26 protein-coding genes and 1 pseudogene are annotated in these 26,554 nt (G+C 64.7%); 6 read left to right on the plus strand and 21 right to left on the minus strand.

What is annotated here, in order from left to right:
• Positions 1-4: 4 nt before the first annotated feature.
• The 5 genes from ET21_RS0122040 to ET21_RS0122060 all read right to left on the minus strand — a co-directional run bounded on the left by ET21_RS0122040 (position 5) and on the right by ET21_RS0122060 (position 3,944).
• A complete protein-coding gene (locus ET21_RS0122040) occupies positions 5-445 on the minus strand; it encodes a hypothetical protein (RefSeq protein ID WP_030541387.1) in 441 nt (146 codons plus the stop codon).
• Between the two features lie 47 nt (positions 446-492).
• On the minus strand, positions 493-2,199 hold the full coding sequence (locus tag ET21_RS0122045) for a cation:proton antiporter (protein ID WP_030541388.1): 1,707 nt from the start codon (positions 2,197-2,199) through the stop codon (positions 493-495).
• 68 nt (positions 2,200-2,267) lie between these two features.
• Positions 2,268-2,435, minus strand: coding sequence for a hypothetical protein (locus ET21_RS27920; protein ID WP_156029329.1), 168 nt, complete (start codon positions 2,433-2,435; stop codon positions 2,268-2,270).
• 206 nt (positions 2,436-2,641) lie between these two features.
• Positions 2,642-3,256, minus strand: a complete 615-nt coding sequence (locus ET21_RS0122055) for an HdeD family acid-resistance protein (RefSeq protein ID WP_237751643.1) — start codon at positions 3,254-3,256, stop codon at positions 2,642-2,644.
• 46 nt (positions 3,257-3,302) lie between these two features.
• Positions 3,303-3,944 (minus strand): Bax inhibitor-1/YccA family protein, encoded by a 642-nt coding sequence (locus ET21_RS0122060; protein WP_081856837.1) that lies wholly within the window; start codon positions 3,942-3,944, stop codon positions 3,303-3,305.
• A gap of 576 nt (positions 3,945-4,520) precedes the next feature.
• Between ET21_RS0122060 and groES the strand changes: the two genes are divergently transcribed.
• A complete protein-coding gene (gene groES / locus ET21_RS0122065) occupies positions 4,521-4,826 on the plus strand; it encodes a co-chaperone GroES (RefSeq protein WP_030541391.1) in 306 nt (101 codons plus the stop codon).
• 48 nt (positions 4,827-4,874) lie between these two features.
• Positions 4,875-6,494 (plus strand): chaperonin GroEL, encoded by a 1,620-nt coding sequence (groL, locus tag ET21_RS0122070; RefSeq protein ID WP_030541392.1) that lies wholly within the window; start codon positions 4,875-4,877, stop codon positions 6,492-6,494.
• 58 nt (positions 6,495-6,552) lie between these two features.
• On the opposite strand, the gene ET21_RS26180 is transcribed toward groL, so the two are convergent.
• Positions 6,553-8,469 carry a PAS domain-containing sensor histidine kinase gene (locus ET21_RS26180; RefSeq protein ID WP_051768299.1) on the minus strand — a complete coding sequence of 639 codons (1,917 nt, stop codon included), beginning with the start codon at positions 8,467-8,469 and terminating at the stop codon, positions 6,553-6,555.
• Positions 8,469-9,920 (minus strand): ATPase domain-containing protein, encoded by a 1,452-nt coding sequence (locus ET21_RS0122080; RefSeq protein ID WP_051768300.1) that lies wholly within the window; start codon positions 9,918-9,920, stop codon positions 8,469-8,471. Before ET21_RS0122080 ends, ET21_RS26180 begins: the two co-directional genes overlap by 1 nt.
• A 464-nt stretch (positions 9,921-10,384) precedes the next feature.
• On the opposite strand from ET21_RS0122080, the gene ET21_RS0122085 reads away from it, so the two are divergent.
• From ET21_RS0122085 to ET21_RS0122100, 4 genes are all read left to right on the plus strand, one after another.
• A complete protein-coding gene (locus tag ET21_RS0122085; RefSeq protein WP_231728691.1) occupies positions 10,385-10,609 on the plus strand; it encodes a type II toxin-antitoxin system ParD family antitoxin in 225 nt (74 codons plus the stop codon).
• A gap of 2 nt (positions 10,610-10,611) precedes the next feature.
• Complete coding sequence (locus tag ET21_RS0122090; RefSeq protein ID WP_037471710.1) at positions 10,612-10,950, plus strand: type II toxin-antitoxin system RelE/ParE family toxin; 339 nt, start codon at positions 10,612-10,614, stop codon at positions 10,948-10,950.
• Between the two features lie 127 nt (positions 10,951-11,077).
• Complete coding sequence (locus ET21_RS0122095; RefSeq protein ID WP_051768301.1) at positions 11,078-11,668, plus strand: hypothetical protein; 591 nt, start codon at positions 11,078-11,080, stop codon at positions 11,666-11,668.
• Between the two features lie 248 nt (positions 11,669-11,916).
• The gene (locus tag ET21_RS0122100; protein WP_030541397.1) at positions 11,917-12,120 is read left to right on the plus strand and encodes a hypothetical protein; all 204 of its coding nucleotides are present in this window, start codon (positions 11,917-11,919) and stop codon (positions 12,118-12,120) included.
• An 8-nt stretch (positions 12,121-12,128) separates the two neighbouring features.
• On the opposite strand, the gene ET21_RS0122105 is transcribed toward ET21_RS0122100, so the two are convergent.
• From ET21_RS0122105 to traC, 14 genes and pseudogenes are all read right to left on the minus strand, one after another.
• Positions 12,129-14,945, minus strand: a complete 2,817-nt coding sequence (locus tag ET21_RS0122105; RefSeq protein ID WP_030541398.1) for a conjugal transfer protein TraG N-terminal domain-containing protein — start codon at positions 14,943-14,945, stop codon at positions 12,129-12,131.
• 23 nt (positions 14,946-14,968) lie between these two features.
• On the minus strand, positions 14,969-16,369 hold the full coding sequence (locus tag ET21_RS0122110; RefSeq protein WP_030541399.1) for a conjugal transfer protein TraH: 1,401 nt from the start codon (positions 16,367-16,369) through the stop codon (positions 14,969-14,971).
• Between the two features lie 65 nt (positions 16,370-16,434).
• Entirely contained in the window at positions 16,435-17,259 is an 825-nt protein-coding gene (locus tag ET21_RS0122115; protein WP_030541400.1) for a conjugal transfer protein TraF, read from the minus strand.
• 2 nt (positions 17,260-17,261) lie between these two features.
• Entirely contained in the window at positions 17,262-17,498 is a 237-nt protein-coding gene (locus tag ET21_RS0122120) for a hypothetical protein (RefSeq protein ID WP_030541401.1), read from the minus strand.
• Positions 17,479-17,874, minus strand: coding sequence for a hypothetical protein (locus ET21_RS0122125; protein WP_231726493.1), 396 nt, complete (start codon positions 17,872-17,874; stop codon positions 17,479-17,481). The genes ET21_RS0122120 and ET21_RS0122125 overlap by 20 nt, the downstream gene beginning before the upstream one ends.
• 24 nt (positions 17,875-17,898) lie before the next feature.
• Positions 17,899-19,714: pseudogene (locus ET21_RS26185) on the minus strand (conjugal transfer protein TraN).
• Positions 19,711-20,457, minus strand: coding sequence for a type-F conjugative transfer system pilin assembly protein TrbC (gene trbC / locus ET21_RS0122135; protein ID WP_030541403.1), 747 nt, complete (start codon positions 20,455-20,457; stop codon positions 19,711-19,713). The pseudogene ET21_RS26185 and the gene trbC overlap by 4 nt, the downstream one beginning before the upstream one ends.
• A 10-nt stretch (positions 20,458-20,467) precedes the next feature.
• A complete protein-coding gene (gene traU, locus ET21_RS0122140) occupies positions 20,468-21,484 on the minus strand; it encodes a conjugal transfer pilus assembly protein TraU (protein ID WP_030541404.1) in 1,017 nt (338 codons plus the stop codon).
• Positions 21,484-21,753 carry a hypothetical protein gene (locus tag ET21_RS0122145; RefSeq protein ID WP_030541405.1) on the minus strand — a complete coding sequence of 90 codons (270 nt, stop codon included), beginning with the start codon at positions 21,751-21,753 and terminating at the stop codon, positions 21,484-21,486. Before ET21_RS0122145 ends, traU begins: the two co-directional genes overlap by 1 nt.
• Positions 21,753-22,412, minus strand: coding sequence for a type-F conjugative transfer system protein TraW (traW, locus tag ET21_RS0122150; RefSeq protein WP_030541406.1), 660 nt, complete (start codon positions 22,410-22,412; stop codon positions 21,753-21,755). Before traW ends, ET21_RS0122145 begins: the two co-directional genes overlap by 1 nt.
• Entirely contained in the window at positions 22,409-22,945 is a 537-nt protein-coding gene (locus ET21_RS0122155; protein WP_030541407.1) for a S26 family signal peptidase, read from the minus strand. The genes traW and ET21_RS0122155 overlap by 4 nt, the downstream gene beginning before the upstream one ends.
• Positions 22,926-23,603: a type-F conjugative transfer system protein TrbI gene (locus ET21_RS0122160; protein ID WP_030541408.1), complete on the minus strand. Its 678-nt coding sequence runs from the start codon at positions 23,601-23,603 to the stop codon at positions 22,926-22,928. The genes ET21_RS0122155 and ET21_RS0122160 overlap by 20 nt, the downstream gene beginning before the upstream one ends.
• Positions 23,596-23,949: a hypothetical protein gene (locus tag ET21_RS0122165; protein WP_156029331.1), complete on the minus strand. Its 354-nt coding sequence runs from the start codon at positions 23,947-23,949 to the stop codon at positions 23,596-23,598. Before ET21_RS0122165 ends, ET21_RS0122160 begins: the two co-directional genes overlap by 8 nt.
• Positions 23,950-23,962: 13 nt before the next feature.
• Positions 23,963-26,554 (minus strand): type IV secretion system protein TraC, encoded by a 2,592-nt coding sequence (traC, locus tag ET21_RS0122170; RefSeq protein ID WP_030541410.1) that lies wholly within the window; start codon positions 26,552-26,554, stop codon positions 23,963-23,965.

Genomic DNA, 26,554 nt, shown 5'->3' on the forward strand with positions numbered 1-26,554 from the left:
TCGATCATTGGGCCGGAAGCAGCAGCACCGGCCGGCCGGCATCGAACGCAAGCTCTTCTGCGATGGCCTCCGAAGAGCCGAAGCTCGGAACAATGGTAAGGTCGAAGACCCTTGAATGCGGCGCGATTTGCAAGGCGCTTAACACGGCCTTGCAGTGAACGGGTAACAGCTCTCCCTGTGCAGCCGGCGGAACGATCGCGCGGTATCGCTCCTCGACATGCCGGCAATTCTCGCTGCTCTTCGCGTTCTCGCCAGCGATGATCGCGCTGGCACCCACGAGCCGATCAGCGAGGAAGTTAGAGACCGGCGGAAGCTCGACCTTGCAGATCACTCCCGAGAGCCGCGCGCCGAACCTATTCGCCAACGCCGCCGCCGCCTCAATGAAACGATCCGGCGTCGGCTTGGGATACGTCGTCAGCTGAAGCAAGAGGTCGCGATACGCCATCGAGAAGCTCCATTAGCGGGATATACAGACTGCGGACCCTCGATGAATCATACGGGTCGCAGCGCTCGAAGTTCGGGATTGAGCCTGACACGGATCGCCCGAACGCGAGCGAGCGCTTCGGCCGGAGGAACCCCCAGGGCGATGAACGTCTGAGCCGCCAGACCAAGTCCTGCAGCCTGGCTCTCAGGAAAAATGTGGGTGGCGCCCGCCTTCACGAGCGGCCTGAGCCCCCGGTCGTCGCTGGTGCTGACGAGGACGGGGACCGCAGGGTTGAGCTGCCGCACATGCCGGACAAGCTCCTCCAGCCGAGCCTCGCTGTTCAGAAGGCAGACCACGACTCCTGCGTCCTCGACGCCGGCAGCCTCCAGGACGCCGTAGCGGGTGGCATCACCGAAGATGACCGGATGTCCCTCACGCTGTGCGATCCGAAGCCGATCCACGTCTCGCTCGATCGCGATGTAAGGAACGCCGCTGGCTTTCAGCACCTTGCCGACGAGGCGCCCCACAGGCCCACAGCCTGCCAGGACGACGTGGTTCCGCAGATTTCCTTGCGCCCCCCCGATCATCCCCTCGGGATCGCCCGCGATCTCAGGCGTGGCGATGACCTCGGTCACGATACGCCGATTGAACTGGATCAGGAAAGGGGCGAGGAAAATGCTGACCGCGGTTCCGGCCATTGCAGGTTGCGCCACCTCCTCCGGCAGCAGGCCGCCGCCAATCGCCTGCATCAGGATGAGCAGCGAGATCTCGCCACCATGGGCAAGGATGAGGGCTGTGCGCAACGCCGAGCTGCGCTCGGCGCCGCTTAGCCGAACGAGGGCGAAGACGATAGCGAACTTCACAAGGACGAGCACGAGCAGCGCACCGGCCGTGGCCACGGGTTCGGTCACAACGATGGACCAGTCCACGCTCATGCCGATGGTGAGGAAGAAGAGGCCGAGGAAAAGGTCGCGCAGCGGACGGAGCTCGTCTGCAAGGTGATGGCGGTAGTTGCTCTCCGCAACGACCATGCCGACGATGAAGGCGGCAACCGCCAGCGAAAGCCCGATCGACTCTGCAATCAGCGCGACGCCCGCGACGAGCGCGAGCCCGGCCAGCATCAGCGGCTCGTTCGAGCGCGATCGAGCGACCCAGTCGAAAAGCCGGCCGATCGTCCGGCGGGCGAGAAGTGCCACCCCGGCAAAGATGACCACCGCGGCGCCAAGGCGCAGCAGCAGCGGAGCGAGGTCGTGCTCAGCACCGGAGGCCATCGCACCGACGAGCAATAGCGCCGGCAGTGCAGCCAGATCCTGAAACAGCAGGATCCCGGTCGTCGTGATGCCGTGCGCCGTTGTGACTTCCTCCTGATCGAGCAGCTGCTTGTGGATGATCGCGCTCGACGAATGCGCCAGCGCAAATCCCAGTATCAGCGATGCGGTCAGGGAGAGCCCTGCCAGGAGAGCGGCGCCTGCAACCAACAAAGCGGTAACGCTCACCTGAAGCAGGCCAACAACGAAGACCAAACGCCGCGCCGCGACGATGCGCGGCCAGGAGAACTCGAAGCCGATGATGAACATCAGCGCGGCGATGCCGAGCTCGCCCAGAAAACGGGTGCCCTCGTTCGCGGCGACCAGATGCAGCCCGTATGGGCCGACGAGCGCGCCCGCAAAAAGATAGCCAGCGATCGACGAAAGCCGCAGCCTCGTGAAGAGGGCGACGAACGCCAAAGACGCAAGGATGAGGATCACGGCATCGGCGAGAAGGTGGTGAACCAATCGCGTAGGCCTCTCGCCTGATCATACTGCTTTCGAGCTCGCGAAGATCGAAGAGTCGCGAGGATCCTCTAGAGCGTCCAGCCGGGCGGATCGCTCGCCGGAAACGATTCGATGATCGCCTCGTCGACAGGGTCCAGATCGTCGGCCCCTGCTTCTTCCTCGATCATATCCTCGCCGGCCTCTGTTTCCGGCTTTTCGTCTTCGGCACGTTCGTCTGGTGCCTTGGGAGTCGGCATCGTCTTTCTCCTGCAGCAAAGCCGCGCCGCGGCTAAAGGGCGGGCCGTTCAACTGGGTATTCTCTCCATCGTGCGAGAGGGAGAACTGATTCAGATCAGCCAGTCGATGTTTTGCGGTGTGGGGATGCACCGAGCGGCTCTCGCCGCCCGGTGCTTTTCCGCGGGCGCCTCCAGGTGAGCACCGGCTCCCGCGGCCCGCGGCGGATTCAGGCCCGCCGAAGCTTGAAGCCAAGCCCCAGGAGGACCACGCCGGCGAAGATCGCGTACGAGCCGATCACCCACGCGGCCGACGGCAAGGTTGTGAGGGGATCGAGGACCAGCAGGATGATGATCACGATCCCGAGAACGACCGAGAGGGCACCTGAGAGCCCCATCAACCACTCGCCGCTGATCTCCTTGCGCAAGCTCGTTGCGGCGACGATCTCGAGGGCGCCGGTCACAATCGCCCAGATCGCCAGCATGACCAGCGTGACGAGAGCGTAGCCGACGGTCATGACCTCGGGCATCAGCACGAACAGAACCGCAGTCGCGATGCCGATGATCCCGCGGATCACATAGGCCCACCAGCGCTCCTCTTTACGCCGCGCACCGCGCACCGCCGCGACCATGGAAAGGATTCCATCGGCACCGGCGTAGGCCGCGAATACCATCGCAAAGGCGAACAGGGCGCTGAGCGGAAACAGGAAGGAAACGACGCCAAGCGCCAGCGCGAGGATACCGCGAAAGACAATCCATCCCCAGTTGCGGCGCAATGTCCCCAACATCGGGTGGCTGACCGCTTCGGGCTCGTCGGAAACGGCATTGATCTTAACTCCAACCACGAAAGCCTCCCTTTCTACCGCCCGATAGGACGGCGACGCGACGTCGCTATGCTCGCTGACGCTCCCCCATGAGGTTCAGCAGCAGCTGGAACAGGTTGATGAGATCCAGATAAAGGGACAGCGCCCCCATCACGGCCAGCTTCTCGCCGGATTCGGTGCCCGCATAGGCGAAGTATTGACTCTTCAATCGCTGGCTGTCCCAGGCGGTCAGGCCGGTGAAAACCAGCACGCCGATGATCGAAACGGCGAACTGCAGCGTGTCGGAGGCGAGGAACAGGTTGATCAGGCTCGCGATGACGACGCCGACAAGCCCGACCATGAGAAAGGTCGACCAGCGCGAGAGGTCGACATTGGTCGTATAGCCCCACAAGCACATGGTCGCGAACAGGGCGGCGGCCGAGAAGAACGCCAGCGCGATGCTGGTGCCGGTGAACACGAGGAAAATGCTGGCCAGCGACAGTCCCATGATGGCTGCGAATGAATAGAAAGCGACCCGCGCAGCGTTGGTGCTCATCTGCTCGACGCGGAAGGAGAAGAACAGGACGAAGGCGAGCGGCGCCAGGATCACGACCCATTTGAGGGGCGTGTTGAAGATCGGTTGATAGAGAGCTGGGGTGCTGGCGACGAGGAAGGCGACAAGCCCGGTAAGGACCAGTCCCAGGGCCATCGTGCGATAGATGCCAAGCATGTAACGGCGAAGACCGGCGTCGTAAGCCACCGCTCGCCGGGAGGCGCCGTGCAAATCCGCGCCGGAACTTTCAAATGGCGTGTTCATCTGCAAATCTCCAACGGAAGGTGCAGCGATCGAGGAAGCACGTGCCGTTCCGGCCTTGCGCGCCTTCCCGACAGGGCCTGGAAACCGTTCGAAGCGTTCCGAACCTATAAAGGCTCGACGAGCGCTGCACAGCGCCCGCGTCCGCGATCGGCAAAGGCCATTGCGCGACCCACCTATGGAGCACTGAACCAAGCGAGATCACGGGCTGTCCGTCCTTGCCGAAGTCTTCCGGTCCTCTTGGGCAGTCCCGTAGCGAATCGGCCGCAATGGCCTACTGATCTACATCACCTCGTCGCCGCGACTCTCGAGGCAATGTCCGCTCGTGCGCTGCGCGACCGCGCATGCGCATTGGCACTCGCATGGGTGAAGCGCCAGGAAAGTGCGGCAGATCTCTTGATGGTCGAAAATCGTCTTCCTAGCTCTGCCGAAACCGACCGTTCCCCGCGAACGGGAGGGTCATCACATCATGATCTGCTTAGGAGGTAATGCATGCATTTCCGTCCCCTGCACGACCGTGTCGCCGTGCGTCGCATCGAAGCCGAGGAAAAGACGGCCGGCGGCATCATCATCCCAGACACTGCCAAGGAGAAGCCTCAGGAGGGCGAGGTCGTCGCCGTAGGGCCTGGCGCTCGCGACGAGACTGGCAAGCTGGTCGAGCTGTCCGTGAAGGCCGGCGACCGCGTCCTCTTCGGCAAATGGTCCGGCAGCGAGGTCAAGATCGACGGCGAGGAACTGCTCATCATGAAGGAGAGCGACATCCTCGGGATCGTCGAAGCCGAAGCGTCGTCCAAATAGGGCGGCGCACCCACAGAAATTCACGCGAACATAGGAGGAAACGATACAATGGCTGCAAAGGAAGTCCGTTTCTCGACCGACGCGCGTGACCGCATGCTGCGGGGCGTGGACACGCTCGCAGACGCGGTCAAGGTGACCCTCGGACCGAAGGGCCGCAACGTCGTGATCGACAAGAGCTTCGGCGCGCCGCGGATCACCAAGGACGGTGTCACGGTCGCCAAGGAGATCGAACTCAAGGACAAGTTCGAGAACATGGGCGCGCAACTGATCCGAGAGGTCGCGTCCAAGACCAATGATCTCGCCGGCGATGGGACCACGACCGCGACCGTGCTCGCCCAGGCAATCGTCCGCGAGGGCGCCAAGGCGGTCGCCGCCGGCATGAACCCGATGGACCTGAAGCGCGGCATCGATCTCGCCGTCGGAGCCGTGGTCGACGATCTCAAGGCGCATGCGCGCAGGATTAGCGCGAACAGCGAAATCGCCCAGGTCGCCACGATCTCCGCGAACGGCGACACCGAGGTCGGCCAGATCCTTGCCGAGGCGATGGAAAAGGTCGGCAACGAAGGTGTCATCACGGTCGAGGAGGCAAAGAGCCTCGCGACCGAACTCGAAGTCGTGGAGGGCATGCAGTTCGACCGCGGTTATCTCTCGCCCTATTTCATCACCAACCCCGAGAAGCTGCGGGTCGAGCTGGAAGATCCGTACATCCTGATCCACGAGAAGAAGCTCTCGAACCTGCAGGCGCTGGTGCCCCTGCTCGAAAAGGTGATCCAGTCGGGCCGCCCGCTGCTGATCATCGCAGAGGACGTCGAGGGTGACGCCCTGGCTACCCTGGTCGTCAACAAGCTGCGCGGCGGCCTCCAGGTCGCGGCCGTCAAGGCGCCGGGCTTTGGCGATCGGCGCAAGGCGATGCTCGAGGACATCGCCGTCCTCACCGGCGGCAATGTCGTCAGCGAGGACCTCGGCATCAAGCTCGAGAACGTCACCGTCAACATGCTCGGTCGCGCCAAGAAGGTGGTGATCGACAAGGACGACACGACGATCATCGATGGCGCCGGCCAGAAGTCGGACATCGACGGCCGCGCCGCGCAGATCCGCCAGCAGATCGAGACGACCACCTCCGACTATGATCGCGAGAAGCTGCAGGAGCGGCTCGCCAAGCTCGCCGGCGGCGTCGCCGTGATCCGTGTCGGCGGCGCCACCGAGGTCGAGGTGAAGGAGAAGAAGGACCGGGTGGACGATGCGTTCCACGCCACGCGCGCTGCGGTCGAGGAGGGTATCCTGCCCGGGGGCGGCATCCCGCTGCTCCGCGCGGTCAAGGCGCTGGAAAGCCTCTCCGCGGCCAACGACGACCAGAAGGCCGGCATCGAGATCGTCCGCCGGGCTTTGAAGGCGCCGGCGCGCCAGATCGTCGACAATGCCGGAGAGGACGGCGCCTACGTGGTCGGGAAGCTCGGCGAGGGATCGGACTACAACTGGGGCTTCAACGCTGCCACCGGCGAGTATGAAGATCTCGTCCGGGCCGGCGTGATCGACCCGGCCAAGGTCGTGCGCACCGCGCTTCAGGATGCGGCGTCGGTTGCAGGGTTGCTCATCACAACCGAGGCGCTGATCGCGGAGCTGCCGAAGGACGAAAAGCCGGCGCCGGTTCCCGCGATGGACTATTAAAGGATTGGGGGCCGCAAGGCCCCCATCCGAACACTGAGTGCATTTCTCCTAGGCGGAGTCACCGGTCGCGCTCGCCGCCGCCCGGATCTCGGCCAGTTTGGCGGCCAGTTCGTCCTGTCGAAAGGGCTTCATGAGGCGCGGAAAGTCCGGAGTGATCTCGCTGCTCTCGGCATAGCCCGAGACGATCAGGACGGGCGTGCGCGCCCGCAGCCGGGTTCATGCCGCTGTTCACCAGCTCCAGCGCGTCCTCCGCCGATTTCGCCTCGGTCACCTCATAGCCGATCGCGGAGAGCATCTGGCTGACGCTCGAACGGACGAGATCGTCATCGTCGACAAGAAGGGCGGTTCCCTCCTGGGGCAGCGTTCCCTCGACCTTTGGCGCCGCGCGCTGCGGGGTCTCCGTTGACACGGGAAGGAGAATCTCCACCCGGGTCCCGGCATGGGGAGCGGTCGTGATCGTGAGGGTTCCGCCGAGTTGCCGCGCAAGGCCATGCGCCATCGAAAGGCCAAGCCCCGTTCCCTTGCCCAGCCCCTTGGTCGAGAAGAACGGCTCGACGGCTCGCTTGGCTGTCTCCTCATCCATACCGATCCCGGTATCCGAGACCGCGAGGCTGATATAGCTGCCGGGGCTCAGGCCCTCGTCATTTTCCTCGCTGAGATGCCGCTCGGATGCCGAGATGCTGAGCGTGCCCCCCTCGGGCATCGCGTCCCTCGCGTTCACGCAAAGGTTGAGCAGAGCCATCTCGACCTGGTTGTGATCGGCGCGTGCGGAAGGCAGCCCTTCCGGCACCTCGATCAACAAGCTGATTTTCGGCCCGATCGTCGATCCGACCAGTTCGGCCATGCCGCGCACCAACGTACCTATATCGATCGCGCGGAGCTGCAACGGCTGCTGCCGCGCGAAGGCCAGCAGCCGCTGCACAAGCGCCCTCGCCCGCTCGGCCGACTGTATGGCACCCTCAATGAGCCGGCGCTGCCGCTCCGTGCCAAGTCCGCTGCGGCTCAGGATGTCTAGCCCGCCCACGATCGGCGTCAGCAGGTTGTTGAAGTCGTGGGCGACGCCGCCGGTAAGCTGCCCCATCGCCTCGAGCTTCTGCGCCTGACGGAGCGCCTCCTCGGCACGCTTGCGGTCGGTGATGTCGAGCGCTTCCACGATGAGTGCCAGCGTATCGCCTTGCGGACCACGCATCGGCCGCATGCCCACGTCGAATGAGCGCGGGCCGATCGGAAGATGGATGGTCAATTCCTTTTGCAAGGTCACGCCTGCTGCGACGCGCAGGACACCAGCCTTCACGGCGTTGTGAAGGTCGGGCGAATGCGCGAACCACGGGGTCTCCCATAGGGGCTTGCCGACGACATCCTCGAGCCGGCCCTCAATCCCCGCCAGCGCCGTGGCGTTCGCGTCCAGGACGGTCCCGGCGAGATCGATAAGCAGCTGATATTGGTTGTTGGTCTGGAAGATCGCCCGCATCCGCGCTTCGCCCAACGATAGCTCGGCGGTCCGCTCCTCGACCTTGCGCTCGAGCGAGCCGGCGAGGCTACGCAGCTCCTCGAGGCGCGCGCGTGCTTCATATTGCCGGCGGCGGGCGCGCAGCGCCGCGCGCGCCAGGCTCATGAGGGTAGTCGGATGGAAGGGGCGTTCGAGGAAGCTGACGTTCCCGAGCCGCTCCAGCAAGCGGGCAGCCTCGGGGTTGCGTTCGAGCCCGCTGCCCTGGTGCACAAGCAGCACGAACGGAAAGTCGGACCATTCTGGCTGGTCCGCGATCCATGCCTGTAGCGAGCCGGTGTCGGCACCGATCAGCGCCTCCGAGGTAACGACCGCGAGGCCTGCGCCTGCCCGGATCTCCTCGACCAGCCGTTCCACCGAGGGGCATTCGAGCGCGGTGATGCCGGCGTTCGCCAGAACGGTTGCGGCGACGTCTGCGTCCCGGCCGAAGGGCGCGAGTATTAGCGCGCGCTCGGAAAGTTCGGGCATCAATGGCGTTCTTCGATCAGCTCAGGTGCATCCCCGAAGAGGCTGCGCACGCCGCGCGCCATTCCCTGGAACGAGACCAGCGCTTCGCCGATCCGGACCCCGTCGGCGCCAATGCTGTATTCGCGGATGGTGTCTTCATGCGCACCGGTTCGCTTTTTCACGACCGAAATCGCCCGGCGGAGACGGCCGCGGGTCTCGAAGTAGCGCAGCAGGATCACCGTGTCGGCGAGATAGGTGACATCGACGGGGGTTCGCGTATCGCCGACCAGCCCGTGCTGCGCGATGGTCACGAACGTCGTTGCGCCCTGGCGGTTCAGATACTGCAGCAGCTCGTGCATATGCAGCACCAGGGCGTTCTCGCCCGGCATCGCGGCCTGGTAACCATTAAGGCTATCCACCACCACCGTCCTCGCCCCATTCTCCTCGACGCATTTCCGGACCCGCGCTGAAAGCTCTCCGGGGGTGAGCTCGGCGGCGTCGATCTGCTCGACCTGCAAGGCACCGGCGTCCATCATCGCGATGATGTCGATTCCAAGCCCTCTTGCGCGTTCGGCAAGGAGCCCGACCTCCTCGTCGAACACGAACAACGCCGCCTTCTCTCCTTTCTTCACGGCCGCGGCGACGAACGTCAGCACGAGCAGAGACTTCCCCGTTCCGGCCGGGCCCAGGATCAGCACGCTCGATCCACGCTCCAGACCACCCCCCGTCAGCGCGTCCAGTTCGGCAATCTCGGTCGTGACCTTGTCGCGCTCGAAGCTGGACCGGTGCTCGGCCGAGATCAGACGCGGAAATACGCGGGCCCCGCCTCGTTCGATGACGAAGTCGTGATAGCCGCCGCGAAAGCCTCGCCCGCGATATTTGGCGACCCTGATCCGCCGGCGCTCCGGACCATATTCTCTTGCGAGCTCCTCCAGGCAGACCACACCATGCGCGACGCTGTGAACGGTCTTGTCTTCGGTCTCCGTCGTCATGTCGTCGAGCATCAGCACGATCGTGCCCTGGCCCGCGAAATAGTGCTTCAACGCGAGGACCTGTCGCCGGTAGCGGAGCGAGCTCTGTGACAGCAGTCTTATTTCCGAGAGGCTGTCGAGGACCAGCCGGTCGGGCTTCGATCGCGTGAAGGCTTCGAATATTCTCCGGGTCGTCTCCACGAGCTCGAGGTCCGACGAGTAAAGCAAGCTCTGCTGCTGCTTCTCGTCAACGAGGCTATCGGGGGAGATCAACTCGACGATCTCGACGCCGTCAAGCGCCCACCCGTGCGCTGCGGCGGCGGCGCGCAGCTCTTCCTCGCTTTCGGAGAGCGTCAGATACAGCACCTTCTCTCCGGTCTGGGCCCCTTCGAGCAGGAACTGCATCGCGACCGTGGTCTTGCCCGTTCCCGGCAGGCCCTCGAGGAGAAAGACTCGGCCGCGGCTCAACCCTCCACCGAGGATGTCATCGAGGCCCGGCACTCCCGTTCCAGCAGGTTCTTCGCTATTCACCGTACAACTTGCCCCCTTCGAGCATGGGTTCCCCCGACCGTTCTGCGCGACCCGCGCCGCCTGACGACGTATCGCGGGGCAGGAGCGACCCTCGTCGAACATGCCGACAAAGCACCCAGCGAAGCCTGGATTGCTGGTCCACGGCGCCCCGCCAGAAAGGGTGCCGGATCAAAGATGTAATCGTCGCTGAGCTATATCAGTCTGTCATGCAGGTGCCGGTCAGCCGGCACCCCGCTCGAGGAGCCTGGCGAGCTTGACCCGCCCGCCTGTTCCCCACTGAGCCGATCACCTCCCCCACAGTTTCTCGCCGCGAAGACAACCGCTCGTGGCACTTTACCCCGCCGGTAAACGGACCAATCGTCAGAAGGCGCAGGACGGGCGGCTCCCCTTGCCAAATTTTGCCAAACCCCTTAACTACCGCGGCCATGAGCACGATGAACATCTCGCTGCCCGATACGCTGAAGGCTTTCGTCGACGAGCAGGTTGCCGGCCGCGGCTACGGCACGAGCAGCGAGTATGTCCGCGAGCTCATCCGCAAGGACCAGGACCGCCAGAGATTGCGCCGGCTGCTGCTCGACGGCGCTGAATCCGCCCCGGGCGCCCCAGCAGACGACACCTATTTCGAAGGACTGCGCGTGCGGGCTCGCCGCACGGCATGACCATGAAGCGGGTCGTGCCCCGCGACCAGGCCCATCGCGACGTCGAGAACGCCATCGATCACTATGCTCACGAGGCTGGGCCGGACATCGCGCTCGGCTTCGTGACCTCGCTAGAAGCAGCCTACCGCGCGATCGCAGAGCAACCGGGCATCGGCTCTCCGCGTTACGCGCACGAGCTGATGTTGCCGGGTCTGCGACATCGTCGTCTCGCCCGCTTTCCGTGGCTCGTCTTCTACGTCGAACGCGACGATCACATCGACATATGGCGCGTGCTCGACGCGCGACGCGATATTCCGACGTGGCTCGACGACCCCGACAGCCATGAGCCCACATCGCGCTGAGGTCCGGGCGCCCAAACGTTTGGCGGCTGGCCCGGCTTGCGAGCCAGGCACGCGACACCTCGATAAAATGGACGCGCCACAACAAGAGGGATTCACATGAGAATCGAGATGTGCTTGATTCGTTCTCATGTTCCAGCCAGATTTCTTCGCCGCCGCAGGCAATGCGGAACGAGCAGCGCCGCAGGATGCACCCGCGCTGGACCTGCCCGGACTGCTCGATCGCCTGACGGCAGTTTGCGAGCGCCCACGCTACAGCTTCATGGTGCTCAACTTGATTGCGCAGGTTAGCGCCCAAAGCGGCTCTGCCGGCCCGTATGTCCGTGAAGGTGACCGCCAAGTGCCGGTGCGGGACTGGCTCTGCGATGCCCTGGTACCCGTCGCCCGGCGCGACCCCCGCCGCCTTGCGATCGCCGACAAGGTACGAGCGGAGCTCAAACAGCGCAATGAGCTTCCCTCCGACACGGCGGCCGCCGAACGGCTGATCGCTGCGGAAGTTCAGAAACGGATCCGTCTCTCAGGCCGCACCAACGTGAGCCGCGCCGTCTCGGAACTCGTCAGGGCCGGCCTCATGCAGCGTCACTATCAGGGCTACCGCGTCGACCATCATAATCGCGGTGCCCAGCGCCAGGCCGTCTACACGATCACCGACGAGGTGCGGCGCGCCCTTCATCCGCGGTCGGCTGAGCGCAACCTCAGCGCGGATTTAGGAACTCGATGAACATGCCGGCCACTTGGCCGCTGTGGCAGCGCTACTTGGCAATCGTGCCGGTGATCGTCTCGGCAACGGTCTCGCAATCATGCCTGCAATCCATAGGCTGCGCGGTCAGCTTGAAGCGGCGTCCAGACGGCCTAGGTAATGCCCGGTGCCGTCGGTCCCTCCGGAGCCGCCGCAGAGGCATCAGCCGCAATCTCCATTGCTTGTGATCGAACCTAAAGCCTTGTATGTTAGACAGGTTTGGAGGTTTTATGCTCAAGCTTGACACCGCGACATACTTGATCACCCAGGATAACTCTGCGGGTCCGATCATTCAGTACGTCGACGACGGTTTTGAGCCTCACGGTCCCGTCACCGACGCCAATGGCAATGTCAGCCGAGCGAGCGCGGCTGCCTATTTGGTCGCCTATGCACTTCTTGCTGGCGTAATCGGGTACTTCATTTTCGCGCTTTAACACCGAGGTTACTCCCGCAGCTTCGGATCATTGAAGAAGCCGCGGTTGTGATCGCGATTCACCTCTAGCTGAATGTCGACCGAACCCTGCACGGCATTCGTCCGAGCAGCCCGCGCAGCGGCGCGATCGCCCTCAAGCCGGTCCCCGCCAGCCTCGATAATCGACTGAGCGGCCCGAGGATCGCCGCCGGCCGGACCAGACGGAAAACCGGGTACGCCATGTGGACGATACGAGGCTGCCACGTCCGCCGCACTATCGACACTCGGCCTGCTCACCTCGACTAGGTTTGGCTCTTGAAGCTTGCCGGCAATCTCCTCGCGAATGTCGTCCTGCTTCTCGCGCATCCAGCGAGCGACCATCTCCTGCCGAACGGCACGCTGGTGGTCGCTGAGATCGGTCGCCCACAGCTCCGGAGCATCCAGACCCGGGTTTGAGGCCTGTTGCGCCCGGTACCACTGCGCCAGATCCTGGCTCATGTTCTCGCTTAGCTGCATGCCGTGCGTTTCGGCGTAACTCGCATCGCGGGAGAGCTGCTGCGACAATTCCTCAAGCTGCCGCGCCGTCTCCGTATACGACCGGGCGCGCGCCAGAGCCTGCTCGTGGGTGAGGGAGGAACTGGAAGTCGCCGAGGCGCGGCTGAACACGCCCGAGCGATCATAGGTGCCATCGGACGACGTTGCGCCCGAACCGTTGGAGTGTTCGTCCCGGACCCCGCTACTTGCGGTGCTGGAACTATCAGACGAACGACTATCCGTCGTCCCATGCCGCAACGTGTCCTGCTGCTGACCTTGTGTCGTGACGGTGCCGCCCACTCCCGGCAAGCGGCCGAGAACTCTGCCGATACCGCTTCGCCCGCCGCCTGCGCCTTGCTGACCACCGCCCAATCCTGCCGATAGAGAGCCGGACACCTGATTGATGGTACCGGCTGATCGGTCGTGCCCGTCGGACGAAGTCAGGCTCTGACCCGTTGACGACCGATCCTCCAACCCTTGCGAGCTGCTGCCGGTTGTTCGATCGAACTGCTCGACAGACGTGTTCGACGAGCGGCCGCTGCTCGAATCCCAGCCTGACGAGCGCTCGCTGGACGTCCCGTGCGCACTCCGGTCGGTCTTGGTCCAGGTGAGCATCTCCTGAGCCGCGTTGTCGTAGGCTTGCGATTGACGGTGCGCCTCGCTCGCCATCTCCCGCCATTCCGCCACGGTGCCGGTGGTCACGGTTGGGGTGAATGAGAGCCGCGAGATCGCGCCACCGGTGTCGAACACTTCCTGGCCATTGCCGAAACCGCTGATCACAGCGCCGTTGTCCTGGCGCCAGCCGACGCTCGCCGCGCCACCCATGAAGCTCGGCGCCGTCTGCCACTGGTCGGCTTGCCGCATGTTCGAGGTCGAGTTCGCCCAACTTACATTTCCGTAGGAGTAGTTGCCGGTGGTCTGCTCCAGCGCAGCAGCTTCCGCGGCATTCTGCGCCGGCGCCAGCATCGACGTCGCCTGTCCCGCGATCGACATCGCGCCCCGTGCAAGCCCGCCCGCCAAAAACGGGATGCTCATCAGCATGAAGCCGGCGATCGTCGCCGTCTCGCCGTTCACCGCGCCGATGCCGGCGTAGCTTCCGAGCGACATCCCTCCTGCAGCGACGCCGTTCGAGGCTGCCTCGGCCCGGGTCATGCAGATCATGTGGAGGATCACGTAGAGCGGTCCCCAGGCCGCCAGATAGAAGAACCCCATCGCGTAGCCCTTCAACGAACTCAGCCCGGTCTGGGGGAGCAGGAAGAGCGGGAAGATCACAGGGAACATCGCGAAGAAGACGACGGTCAGGACAATGTTCAGGATCGGCACCCACGCCATCGCCTGCTGCGCGATCGAATTGTAGGTGTTGCGGGCCTGAATGTCCGCGCGGGTCTGCGCGAAGGTGTCGATCGACGCCGCCCCGCTCCCGCCGGACATCGAATTTCGCGCCTGCATGAAGGCGTTGATGGCGGTGTTCTGCCTCATGACGCCGGTGAAGTCGTCACCCGAGCCTGTGAAGGCCGCATTCACGATCGGGACGTCGTGCTTGAGCTTCGCCGCAGCGACGGCATTGCTGAGCTTGGGATAGACTTCCTTCGCCCAGGGCTCTGCGTTCGCCTCGATCATGCTCGCCCATTGGCCGTTCAGCGTGTCATAGGCCTGGCGGCATGTAATGATGAAGTTCTGGACCGAGCCGTCGCCTTGGCGCTCCAGCCACTCCTGCGAGCGCGCCTCCGAGCCCGGCCCGATCGCCGCCCACAGGTCCGGCGCCTTCGCCAGGTTGGTGAGCGACTTCTGGTAGAGCATCACGTCGCCGAAGAGGCAGTTCTTGAAGTGGTTCTCGAGGTTGGTCGAGAATTCCGCGTCACGGATAGTGAAATTGCGGGTCGCGTCGAACAGCCGTGCACCGTACACCATGCCATTCGTTGTATAGTTGAGCTCTCCGGGCATGACGAAGACGGTTTCGGCCGTCCGGGTGAGCCAGTCGCCGATCTGGGTGGTGAAGCTCGCGAGGACCCCCAGGCCAAGAGGAACATTCGCCACCGTCGCAGGCGACAGGCTCGGATTGAGGCGGTCGGTCACCTTCACGTCGATCGTGGGGACCATGAGGCACAGGTAGATGCCCGTTGCCTGGAGGAACCAGTTCAACCACGCGCGGAAGTTGAGGGTGAAGGCGACGACGAGCAGCGAATAGATCAGCCCCATCACCATGACGACCCGCAGGAGAGAGCGATAGCCCCCTCCCCCCGCCCACGCGGCGACCGCGTTGAAGGTATTGACGAGATACTCGCCCCCGCCGACGGTGTAGACCTCGAGCACGCCGCTACCTCCCTGTTGCGCGCCTAGAGCAAGCCCTGCGCGTTCAATCCCCGCGAGAAGTTGAGCGCTGAGGACATGCCGGGCGTCATGGTGTTCTGCAGCGTCGATTCGAGCATGATGCTCCGGTTGATGATCTGCATCGTCACCTGGAGCTTGTTGCTGAGCTTCACGTCCCGCTGCGCGAACTTGGCGCGGGTCGCGGCGATCTGCTGGCGCCACTGCGACGCTGTCTCCTGGTCCGCGGTCTGATAGAAGACCTTCGCCTGCTCCACCCTGTCGAGCATGTTGTCGAGCATGGCGTTCAGCAGATCGACCGCGACGATCTCGGAGAGCGTCTGAATTTCGCCGTCGGTGAGCGCGTAGTGGGCGTAGGCCTGAACCGCGAGGATCTTGTAGATCGGAACAGTCGCCATGTTCAGCAGCTGCTTCTCGGCTGCGTCGAGCGCGCTGTCGCTGCGAATCTTGGAGCTCATGCTCTTGATCATCGTCGCGATCCGGGGCCGCAGCGCGCTTGACGCAGGCACGCTGAGCGTCTGGTCCGAGACATCGGTGCACGGGTCGTTGTTGCACTTCAGGATTTTCACTGCCGGCGCGTTCGCGGTGCCGTCTAGCAATGCCGTCACGACCGCCTCCTCGGCCGGTCCGTAGATCACCACCTTCGGGCCATGCTCGCTGCCTGTCGGCGGGGTCGTGACGATCGTCCCAACCAGCGTCATCACATATTCGGAGAAGGCTTGGTCGAACGCTCCGAACTTCGACGACTTCTTCAGCGCCTCCCACGTATAATTGTGCGGGTCGCCGATGATCTGCTCCTTCATCGCCGGGTCGGTGTTTCCAGCGAGTGTCGCGTCCCTCTGGCCCCCGTTGTTGCATCCTTGGCGGGACGCGGCCCAGTCCGAGAAGACGCCTTGGCTGTTGCCGACAGCCTCGCAGATGGTCGATCGGGTGGTTTCCATCTGTGGCCAGATCCCGTCCACCAGCGCCTGCGCGGTCTCGCAGCTTGAGATGTTCATCTGGTTGAGGAGTTGAGCTTTTTGGCTGAACTCGTCCATGACCTTGCCGATCTCGGGCGAGACGCTGTCGATCGCCAGCTTGAAGGCGAAGCCCAGCGCGTTGTTTGCCGTCGCCTTCAGCATCGCGACGATCTCGCTCGCGTTGATGAAGCTGAATGAGCCGGAGAACAGGTCGATACCACCGCATCCGGCCCGCGCGCTTGGGAGCTGCAGATTGAACGGCGACACGCTCTTCTGCGGGAAGCGCGTCCAGACGTTGCCGAGCGAGTAGTAGCCGGCCGACTGCCCCTGGAACGCTGTTGGCCCGGTGACGTTCGCCGCGCCGCCGGCGTCGTTGAAGAACCCGTTCATCTCCGAGGCGACGTCGGCCCGTGCGACACCGATGAGCGCGAAGTGCGAGGCGGCGACCATGGTCAGGGCGGCGCCGGCCCGGTGAGCCAGCCTTCTCAGCCGGCCCTTCTGCCGTTGAATGGACATCAGTAGTCGCTCCCGACCTTGGTGTTGGTGAGCATGAAGATCCGATCCATGATCTCATCGGCGCTGAGGATGCCGTAGCCGACGGGGATGGTGCGCTTCGTCGCGGTGTCGAACAGGACGAGTGCCGGCGTCTCGTTGCCGGGTATCCCCATCCGCGCGCGCTGGCCGGAGTCGACCACATAGTTGGGGAAGTCGCGGCTCGGCCCGCCGTCCATCGAGACGGCCATCACCGCCATGCGGTGATTATTCGCGACCGATCGCAGGATCGGCGAGAAGACCTCGCACGCGCCGCAGCTCTGCGCGTAGAAGTAGAACAGACCGTAGCGCTGACCGAGGTTGGTCAGGACCTGGTCGCGGTCAGCCTTCCGGTTGTCGAGCCACGCGCGTTTGGCCACCGTGTTGACCGGCCGCTGCAGCGTGTAGTCGATGTCCGGGTTCTGCCAGAGGGCGCGCTGCCAAGTGTCCGAGAAGGTCGACGCGCGGTCCAGCTGCTCGCGCTGGAAACGGACATAGGCAATGACATTCTCCTCCGATGGATCGAGGATCGCCCGTGCCTTCAGCTCATCCAGCTCCCGCGTGATGGCGGCTAGGCGCTCCGCCGCGCTCTGCTCGGGCGTCTGTGGCTGAGCCTTCGCGGTCTCGGGCGGTTTCGGCTTGGTGCAGTAGAACCATTGCCCGAGCCTGCGCTCGCCGCAGTAGAAATCGTCACCGCGGTCGGACGCCTCGACGCTGTCGTCCCGGCGCTCGGCGTCCTGCGCCCGCAGCGGCGCTGCCAGGGGCGCGACCGCCAGCAGGAGCATCGCCAGCTTCGCGACTTTCGACATGCTTATCGTCCTTCCTTCTGATCGGCCGCACCGTGCAGGGATGGCGCGGGGTGGTTGAGCGATGCGGTGGGCGGCGCCTTCCACAGCGCGAGGTCGAGGCAGCAGTCGAAGGCGGGGGTGAGGGTTGCGTGACGGCTGCACGGCGACGCGGGCGCGGACATAGGCGCTGCAGGCGCTGGCTGGCCGGCGCCGGCGAGCAGCACCGCCAGGATCGCTGGCTCAAAGATCGCGAATGCCATGGTCCAGTTCTCCTTTCGACAAGCGCAGCACGGACATCATCAGGGCGACATCGATCAGCCGCGTCCCGTGGTCGAGCATCCGCACCATGCCGCTCATCAGCGGTCGCGCCGCACGACGGCCTTCCTCGGTTGCGCAAAGGCCGTGGCCTTTTTCCGCGACCCATCGATTGGCCAGCATGTGCTCGATCGGCGCGGCTGCGGCCGGCGGGTCGACCACGCATTCGAACCAGCCGCCGATCACCTTGCAGATGTCCTCGACGCGCCGCGGCTGCCCGGCGCGATACAGGCACATGAAAATCGCCAGCTCGAACACGGTCATCTTCCAGTCACACCCTGGAGCGCCGGCAGAGAGCAGGTCATTCGCCGTGGCCGTCATCTCGATCCCCTGGCTCGTGGCTGGTCATGGCTTGCCTCCATGCAGGTCGTAGTAGTTCTGAATCTTGGACTGGATCTCGGTCATCGTCTGGACCTCGTCCGGCAGTTTGGCCGCGTCGAGGAAGTCGGCGTAAACTTCCGTGAAGTCCATTTTCGAGAGATCGAGCCGTTGGAACTCGGCAATGCTGAAGCCCTTGCACTGCTCGTTCTTGGGCTTCCCCCAAGGTTTGTTCAGCTGGACGCGGCCCTGCTCCTGAAGGACACGGCTCAGCTTGCTTTCGAAGCAGCAATAGGCGGTCTTCTTCGTCTTGCAGATGCCGAGGAAGCTGGACGAGCACCAGGTTCCGACCTTGTGACAGAAACCCATGCGGTCCTTGATGTCGAGCTTCATCTCGTCCTGGGAGCAGGCGAACAGCGCCAGGAACGGGGTCGCGAGCGCGGCGATCGCGACGGGCCCGCCGGCGAGGGCCCCCGGATACCTTGCCCGCACAGCAGTTGATGAGGCCGAAGACCGGCTTGTGGCAGGTGTCCCGCGTTCCCGAGAAGACGGTGAGGTTGTTCGGGTCGAAGCCCTTTGAAGCGTCGTCGATCGCGTGCAACGCGACCAAGGCGTCCTTGAACTCGGTCGAGGCTTCGCGGGTAATCGGCTCGCAGTCCCCGTTGATGCAGTAGACGTCGTCACCACAGATGTACTGCGGTGCGTTTGAGGTCGGGGTGTCCGGTGTCGGGCAACGATAGACCTTCTCCTTGACCTTGCACGCACCCTGCTGCGGGTCGTCCAGGCAGTCCTCGCGCAGAAACGTGCACTGTCGGTTCGCGTCGAGATCGCCGCAGTCGTTACCTGCGCTCATGACATTGCAGGTGAAGTCGCGCTTCCACGCCCAACAGGCCTGCGTTACCGGCACGCCGTCGATGATCCGGGTCTCAGGTCCTTCGGTGCAGACCTCGCCGGCCGCGGCAGCGGTGCACATCGCATCGGCCGCCATTTCGGCGCAGCCGTCGACCCGCTTCACCGTCACGCTGGTCTGGACGGTCTTTTCGTGCCAGCCCTCGCCAGTGATGGGGCTCGGCAAGAGGGCGATATCCCTCAGGTTCTGCGAGCAGACATACTCCGTCGCATAGTAGTCATCGCAGAACTTGTTGGTGGACACGCCGTAAATCCGGTGCGCGGCGCAGGCCTGCATGGCCACGCCCGTGGGCTTGCAGGTTCCGGCCGCGACGTGCGGCGCCATCGAGGAATAGCGTGCGAACGGCGTACCGTAGGCGCTGTCGGGAACGACGAAATATTTGTACGCATCGATTTTCGTGATCTCAGGCGCCATCCTGATGGAACAGGACCTCGGCACTTCGTCGAGCTTCGTTCCCTGGTTGCACGTCGCCTCGTAATATCCTCCCGCGCCGGAACCTGGCGGGAGCGGTTGGCACTGGCCGGTGCTCGAGCCGATATTCTCATCGGCAAGGTAGGCCGACGGATCGTTCTCGATCGACGTCGCGCGCGAAGTCGTCGCAAGGATCTCCGCGTTGCTGAAGGCGGGCCGCGTGCGGTCCGCATCGGTGACGGTCCGGTAGGACTCGTTGGTCGAGCGCTGGGCCGTCCCCGCCGCGATGAGCGCGTCCGGATCGTCGAAGTAGGTGCTCTGCGGCTGATTGGTCCCGGAATAGCCCGGCACGGCCTGGGCCTGTGCCTCCGAGCTGGGAACAAGGCTCTCATCTCCCCGCTTCGCGTTGCCAAACGCTTTGCCCTCTTCGCGCGCCTGCTCGATCGTCATCTGCTGCGCGCCAGCAGAGCTGATCGTCAGGCAGACGCCGGCAAGCACGGTCACGATGGCGCGAAGCTTCATTGGCGCCGGCTCCGCGCCAGGTTGCCGAGCGCCACCGATGCGATGCGCGCGCCCGGTCCGTTGGCCTCCGCGAAGGTGTTGAGGGCATAGTCGACCGTGACGTTGCCCTCGATGCGATCATGGGGCGGAACCTTGGTCTGGCAGTGAAATCCGGCGCACAAGTCGAAGGTCGACGAGACCGCCACATATGTCGGTACCGCCTGCACGTCGAAGGCGCGGAAAAGCCGCGGGTCGATGCCGATGTTCGGCATGTCGCCCTTCTGCACGACCTGGCCGAGACGGCTGACGAACTCCTTGGCCGAGTTGTTGGGGAAGCCGCGGAAAACGACGACGCCGCCTGCCCGCGCGGTATCGCCGATCAGCTGCTTGAGCGACGCCGGCGGCATCGACAGGCTGGCGAAGACGATGAACTGCGGGGCATCGCCCCCTGGGACATTGGCATTTGTCGCCGCGCCCTGCACCAGCTCGTCAAAGTCGATCTTACCTTCCGGTCCCTTTGGCAGATCGGTCGCGGCAACCCGCTGCATGTTGTCGATGCCCGACTTACGGACGACGTTCGCCTGCTCGCGGAATTCGTCACCGCGGTCCTTCACCTGGTCGACGAAGGCCTGCGCTTCTGCCGCCATGTCGGCCGCGCGCTTCTTGACGGCCTGAACGTCGACCCCGTCGACGGATTGCGCGAGCAATGCCGAAAGGCCAGCGGTGCCGAGAAGCGCGACGATGCCGGATGTCAGAAGACGCATGTCTCTCTCCTCAGAACACGCAGCAGTTGCGCTTGCGCCAGACGAGGTAGCCCATGTCCTCGCCGCCGGCGGGAAAGGCGCGTCCGGCATCGGGCGGCATGGTCGAGGCGCCGATCGCCGAGCAGGCGAACCGGCCGCTCACCGTCGGGATCGGATTGACCATCTGGAAGCGGTATTGCTGCTTCCGCATGATCGGCATCAGGTACTTCTTGCAGAGCCCCTGCGAGCCCATCGTGCCCCAGGCGAGGCCTTCGCGGTGCATCTTGTAGGCGAACCGGGAAAGCGCGAGCCGGGACGACTGGACATGCCCGATCGAGGCGGGAATATTGCCGTTGAGCGGATACATGCTGCCCTGGCACCCCGCGCACCAGAACAGCGCGTCGAGCGGCAGCGCGGCGGTTCCCGCAATGCAGTCGCCCGCGCACGCCGCCTTCGCGATCGGGTTCGCGAAGACGATCGCCTCGGGGTTGATGATCGCGGTCAGCGAGTCATCCTGCCACAGCGGATCGACCTCGGTCATATAGGCGATGTCGAACGATGCCTGCTCGAAGCAGATGAAGTCGGTCAGGATCTCCATCCAGTATAGGAGCGGGTAGACGTACCAGTGGACGTGCCACTTCGCCGTGCTCTGTGATCGGCCGCCTACCATCGACGGCCCGGCTAGGTAGCCTTGGCCGATGTCGAAGCCCGGCGCGATCCGCGTTCCCCCGAGATTGGGAAAGCACCACGGCTTCATCGTTACGTCCGCCAGCCTCGCGGGCTCCCAGAAGCCAACCGAGATGCCGATCCGGGGTAAGGGGTCGGCGCACGCGCAGACCGGCGACGCAGGATTGTTGGTGTCGGGGCGGTTGCCCGGCCAGATCTTCGCCCCGCCGATCGAAAGCGGAAAGAGGCACGACCAGCAGACGTCCGTGATGGGATTCACGAACTTGCCCGTGCACGTCGGCGCCGCCTCGGCGCGCGGCGCCAGGGCCACCACCACGAGCAGCAACCCCAAGACGCCCAGGATGGCCCTCAGCCAGCGCATCAGCCCGCCTCCCCCGTCTCCTGGAGGAAGGCGGTGTCGGCCACACTCTTCCGGCGAAGATAGAGCCAGGTGTACAGCGCCGCCGCGGCGAGCAGCGCGGCCGCGAGGCACGGCGCAGCCCGGCCAAGGGCGGCATGGACCTGCGCGAAGAACCCCACGACCAACGCGACCGACAGGCACAGCCCCTGCCACACCAGCCGCATGCGGCGAAGGGCGCCGGTTTCCGGTGCGGCCATGGGGGTCCGCAGAAGGTCCAGCCAAAGCGGCATCAACTCTTTGCTCCCGGCTTGAGGACGGTTTCCGAGACGCGCAGCAGACTGCCGGTCTGCGACACCACGGCCGGGGTGTGGCGGATGCCGAACTTGGCGGTTAGGCGACCGTCCTGATCGAAGAAGAACCGGCGCTTGCGCGCCGTCATCGACTCGATCGGCGAGCCGTTGACGAAGATGATCTTCGCGTTGAGCTCGGTGAACCGTCGGGTCGCCCACGCGACCTGCGCTGTGTCGTCGCCGTCGACAAAGACAAGGCTCTGCCGCATCGAGACGAAGTCGAGCGGATTGATCCTCTGCCCGGCTTGCGCGATCACCTGTCCTTTGTGGTCCCGGATCTCGCGCTCGAGCGTGATGCTCGGGTCATAGTCCCAGACCCGCGGCTCCTCGGCAGGCGTGATGCCGGCCACCGGCACCGGGCGCCGCACCTTGGCCTCCACGCGCTTGGCGAAGGCTGCGTTGACGCGGTCCATCTCTCCCGTCGCCTGCGCGCGTTGCAACCGAGCCTCGATCGTGGAGAGCAGGTCGGCTTCGATGACAGGGAACGTCTGCCCGAGCTGGCCGAAGTCCCGCGCTTCGCCCCGCTCCGATCCTGCGACCAGGACCCCGGCGCCCAGACAGGCAGCACCGGCGAGCGAGGCAGCGACCGCGCGGATCACAGGATCGCCTCGCCGGTGCCGACAATCTGGCGCCGACAGGCAAAGCCAATCGCTGCGTAGCGGGAGTCGAAACCATCCTTGTGGGGGGTGCCGACATAGTAGCAACCCGCCGGTATCACGCCGCTCGGCCCGATCGCGAGCCGCTCGCCGCTTCTGGTCGTGGGCTTGGTGTAGCCCACGACCCGTCCGTTCACCGTCACGGCGCGGTGCCAGTGCGCCACCACGTCGCCCGGCAGGCCGTAGACGATCTTGCCGAACATCTGCGGCTTGTCGCCGAAATGGCGCCGCACCAGGTCGCTGGGGGGCGGATCGAAGAAGACGTACTCGCCCCTGACCGGTACCTTGTTCCGGTGGATGACGAACGCCCAGTTCGGAAGCGAGTCGGTGGTGTTGATCAGGAGCGCGTGATTGTCGCGCCAGTCGCTGATCGCGCCGAGCACCGCGCTTCCCGCGACGAGACCGCCATACAGGCCCCAAATTCGTTTGCGCGGCCGCCAGCGGGCAGCCGTCACATTACTGACCGCCACTGCCATCGGGACCTCCAAAGGTGGTGATCGCTGCCCCGGGGATTGCCGCGGGAGGCGCAGCGCCGGCACCGGAGCCGGCCTGCGGCATGGCTGCTCCGGCCGGGACGGCCGCCATCGGCTCGAGCGTTGCGCCGGCAGCGGCAGCGGGCCCGCCGGGCGTCGATGGCGTCGCCGGTCCCGGCGCCATCTGCTGCTGGAGCTGCTGCATCTCCTGAGCGCTCGCCGGCCGGGGTTGGCGAACGCCGCTCGCATAGACAGCCTTCCGCAGGCTGTCGGTGATGTCGGGCACGTTCTTCGTCAGCACCGCCTCGCCGACCAGCACCACTTGCCCGCCCGCCCCGCGGCGCTGGAGTTCGTGGTCGAGCGAGGACATGAAGGCACGCATCTCGGCCTCGACCTGCCCGGGGGGCGACGCGGAGCGCGCCTGCGCGCTCACATATTCGCCAACGATGTTGGAGAGGCTCGCCTTGACGATATGCTCCTCGCGGGGCTCCACGAGGGCCTTGGTCACCCACATCGCCCAGATCAGTGCGACGATCAGTATCGCGCCCATCACCAGCTGAGCCCGCGTGAACCCGCCGAAACCACGTCCCGAACGTGCCGGCGCAGCGGCCTTCGGCGCCGCCGGAGGAGCTTGAAGGTCGAGCTGGGGCTGATCAGACATCGGTGTTGCTCCCCTTGGGATCGCGCGAAGGCAGGATGCTGTGCCGGCGGAAGAAGATGACCGCGGCCGCGAGAAGCATGTGCGCGACGATCAGGACGTGCCGGAATGACGTGATGCGAGCGGCGTCGGCGGCGACGTACCGGCTCGCAAGATTGTCGAGCTGGTGCATCATCCCATCGAATGAGAAGCCGCCGATGGCGAGGAAGAAGAGGACGAACAGGCCCCAGGTGATGAGCAGGGTCGACGCGAGGAACCCTGCCATGTGGAGGTAGAAGTAAAGCAGAAAGCCGACATCGAGCCCGCGCGACGGGCGTCGTGAGCTGGGCGTGGTCGGCTCTGTGAGCATGGTCGCCATGGGTTCACTCCGCAGCGATTGCCGCCGTATCACCGGCGGGCATCGTCCATTTTTCGGGGTTCTCGGGGAATGCGATCCGCTCGATCGCCTCATCCATGCTGAGCCCGTCGGCAACCATCGCCTCGATGGCAGCAAAGGTGCGCGGACTCGACGAGAACAGCGCGGCAGAGAAAGGATCGAGGACCAGCCGCCCGACCGCCAGCGTCTCCGGCCCCTTGATCATGATGTCGGAATATTCGAAGCCGTTGCGCTTGAGTGAGCGGAGCAGTGCGTCGGTATAGTCGTCCATCTCGAAGCGATCGTGCTTCTTGAAGTCGGCGATCGTTTCCGGCTTCTGCTGGAGGATCACGAACCAGTCGCTGTTCTCGAGGGCCGCGATGGACCCTGCCGACTTGTAGTAGTCGTTGAGCGACTGCGTGGCCGTCACCAAGGAGGCGCCATACTTGCGGCACGTGCGGGCGTAGGTTTCGATGAAATCGGCCATCGCCCCACCGCGAAGCATCTGCCAGGCCTCGTCCAGGAGCAGCGCCTTGGGAATCGAGCGGTCGACCTTCCGCATCATCTGCTGCGACATGAACATGATCGCGGTCAGGACGACGCTGCGCAGTTCCTCGCGCGAGGACAGGTCGGACAGCTCGAACACCGTGAGCTGTGCCTGCAGCTCGAACGAGACCTCACCCTGGAAGAACTTGCCGTAGGTGCCGGCGCTCGAGAACGGCATCATCGCGATGGCGAGATGCGAGGCGAGCTCGTTGCCAGTCTCGTTGAGCGCGGCGATCACGTCGTCGATCGAGCCGTTCCTGCCTTTGGCCTCCCAGACGCGGTTGACCGCGCCGTCGATCAGGCCGCGCTCGGTGTCGGTCAGCCGGTCGATGTGGCGGGACATCTGGTTCACGATGGCCTTGAGCATCGCCATGCAGTCGAGGAGATAGTCCTCGTCCTCGGCCGCCTGGGCGGCGTCGATCATCGAGAACGGGTTCAGGCAGAAGCCGCTCGACATCGTGAACTCGACGAAGGCACCGCCCTGCAGCTTGGCCGAGTGCTCGAAGGAGCGGCCGTCGTCGATCACGACAACCTTGGATCCCGCGCCGCACAACGAGGCGCACAGCTCCTGCAGGGCGACCGACTTGCCCGATCCCGACTTGCCGAACACCGCCACGTTGTGGTTGCCTGCAGCGTTCTCGAACGGGCTCCAGAAGAAGGGCTGCCCCCGTCGGCCGATCAGGAGCAGGTGCGGCGTGTGACCACCGAGATACTCGCCTTGTATGGGAGCCAGGTTCGCCGCGGTCGTGCTGAGCATGGTCCGCATGCGCTTCATGCGCTCGAGGTCGCGGGACAGCCCGTTCGCCATCGTCATGGGCATCGCGCACAAGAGGCCCATCACCTGGAGGTAGCGGTCGTCGAGCAGGTCCCAGCCTGCGGCCCGGTAGACCGACTTGAGGACGCGCTCGTTGGCGTCTCCCTTCCCCTTGGGAGAGAATGACGTGACGCTGTAGAACAGGCGCACGAGCTTGCGCCCCTGGCGGATCTCGTCATTGACGAACTTCCACTCCTGGGACTGATCGCGGAGTTGGGGAAGGAAGCGCGCGGACTTGGAGTCGGCGAGGCTCGTGGTGCGCATGAACTTGAAGCCGGCCTTGTTGCTCGAGGCCTGGGGATCGGGAAAGTCGAGGCACAGGTTCGTGGAGACCGGGCACGGCATTCGCAGCTTGTCGGCGAACATGTCGCCAATCAGCCGCGCGCAGTCCCAGGGCGCCCAGCGCTGAGGAAGATTGCGGACGGAGAACGAACGCACGTCGAATACGTCGGGATAGATCTCGCCGATCTCGGGTGCGCCGTTGACCTCCTTGCCGGTCGGACGGAACCGTTCGGTCCGCAGCAGGATGCGGTCCGGGTCGACCTTCATCTCGATGTCGCGGCGCACCGCCTGGTCAGCGATGGGGTCGAGCGGATTGTAGCTGATGACGTCGTCGCCCGCGGCCGTGGTCGGCGAGGTGATGTCGTCGATCCACCCGATCAGCGCGACCGGATCCATCTTGCGCGCGGAGACCCCGATCGAGCCGAGCACCGAGATGAGGCCGTCCATCACGGCGACGATTTCCTCGGCCGAGACACGCGAGCTTTCCGGCGTCGAATAGGAAATGGCGACGCGGTGGTTGCGAAGACAGAATGGCGCATCGGCCGAAAGCGAGTTCCACACGCCGTCCGTGAGGAAGTCGACCCGATGCTTGGCCATCCGCTCGTAGACGCCGCTCGCCGAGTAGCGGGGCAGATACCATTTGGAGAGCCGCTCGCTGATCCGCGGGCTCATCCAGTCGTGGAACTGCAGGCATCCGGGCACCGGGATGCCCTCGGACAAGAATTGTGTCAGGATCTCGCCGGTACGCTCATCCGCCCCGACGAGCGGCGAGACCTCGATCACGAATCCGCGCGAGGCGGAGTTGTAGAAGATGCCCGTCTTCGGGTCGTAGCTGCGATAGGGCAGCCAATGCGCGAGCATCGGCACGGCCAAGTCCGGACGCTCGGCCTCTGGTCGCTTGCTATCGCCGAACAGACCGGAGAGCAGGTTGTCGTAGAAACGGGGCTTTACGCTCAT

Source organism: Sphingobium sp. DC-2, from assembly GCF_000722555.1.
Lineage (GTDB): Bacteria > Pseudomonadota > Alphaproteobacteria > Sphingomonadales > Sphingomonadaceae > Sphingobium > Sphingobium quisquiliarum.

Excerpts from the sequence above, each read along its gene's own strand:
- traU (WP_030541404.1), bottom strand. The coding sequence starts at position 21,484 with ATGCGCTGGCTGAGGGCCATCCTGGGCGTCTTGGGGTTGCTGCTCGTG.
- ET21_RS0122145 (WP_030541405.1), bottom strand. The coding sequence starts at position 21,753 with ATGCCGCTTTGGCTGGACCTTCTGCGGACCCCCATGGCCGCACCGGAA.
- groL (WP_030541392.1), top strand. The coding sequence starts at position 4,875 with ATGGCTGCAAAGGAAGTCCGTTTCTCGACCGACGCGCGTGACCGCATG.
- groES (WP_030541391.1), top strand. The coding sequence starts at position 4,521 with ATGCATTTCCGTCCCCTGCACGACCGTGTCGCCGTGCGTCGCATCGAA.
- ET21_RS0122100 (WP_030541397.1), top strand. The coding sequence starts at position 11,917 with ATGCTCAAGCTTGACACCGCGACATACTTGATCACCCAGGATAACTCT.
- ET21_RS0122160 (WP_030541408.1), bottom strand. The coding sequence starts at position 23,603 with ATGTCTGATCAGCCCCAGCTCGACCTTCAAGCTCCTCCGGCGGCGCCG.
- ET21_RS0122125 (WP_231726493.1), bottom strand. The coding sequence starts at position 17,874 with ATGACGGCCACGGCGAATGACCTGCTCTCTGCCGGCGCTCCAGGGTGT.
- ET21_RS0122090 (WP_037471710.1), top strand. The coding sequence starts at position 10,612 with ATGAAGCGGGTCGTGCCCCGCGACCAGGCCCATCGCGACGTCGAGAAC.
- ET21_RS0122085 (WP_231728691.1), top strand. The coding sequence starts at position 10,385 with ATGAACATCTCGCTGCCCGATACGCTGAAGGCTTTCGTCGACGAGCAG.
- ET21_RS0122095 (WP_051768301.1), top strand. The coding sequence starts at position 11,078 with ATGTTCCAGCCAGATTTCTTCGCCGCCGCAGGCAATGCGGAACGAGCA.
- trbC (WP_030541403.1), bottom strand. The coding sequence starts at position 20,457 with ATGCGTCTTCTGACATCCGGCATCGTCGCGCTTCTCGGCACCGCTGGC.
- ET21_RS26180 (WP_051768299.1), bottom strand. The coding sequence starts at position 8,469 with ATGCCCGAACTTTCCGAGCGCGCGCTAATACTCGCGCCCTTCGGCCGG.
- ET21_RS0122115 (WP_030541400.1), bottom strand. The coding sequence starts at position 17,259 with ATGTCGAAAGTCGCGAAGCTGGCGATGCTCCTGCTGGCGGTCGCGCCC.
- ET21_RS0122155 (WP_030541407.1), bottom strand. The coding sequence starts at position 22,945 with ATGGCAGTGGCGGTCAGTAATGTGACGGCTGCCCGCTGGCGGCCGCGC.
- ET21_RS0122120 (WP_030541401.1), bottom strand. The coding sequence starts at position 17,498 with ATGGCATTCGCGATCTTTGAGCCAGCGATCCTGGCGGTGCTGCTCGCC.
- ET21_RS27920 (WP_156029329.1), bottom strand. The coding sequence starts at position 2,435 with ATGCCGACTCCCAAGGCACCAGACGAACGTGCCGAAGACGAAAAGCCG.
- ET21_RS0122060 (WP_081856837.1), bottom strand. The coding sequence starts at position 3,944 with ATGCTTGGCATCTATCGCACGATGGCCCTGGGACTGGTCCTTACCGGG.
- ET21_RS0122040 (WP_030541387.1), bottom strand. The coding sequence starts at position 445 with ATGGCGTATCGCGACCTCTTGCTTCAGCTGACGACGTATCCCAAGCCG.
- ET21_RS0122165 (WP_156029331.1), bottom strand. The coding sequence starts at position 23,949 with ATGCTCACAGAGCCGACCACGCCCAGCTCACGACGCCCGTCGCGCGGG.
- ET21_RS0122110 (WP_030541399.1), bottom strand. The coding sequence starts at position 16,369 with ATGGTCGCCGCCTCGCACTTCGCGCTCATCGGTGTCGCACGGGCCGAC.
- traC (WP_030541410.1), bottom strand. The coding sequence starts at position 26,554 with ATGAGCGTAAAGCCCCGTTTCTACGACAACCTGCTCTCCGGTCTGTTC.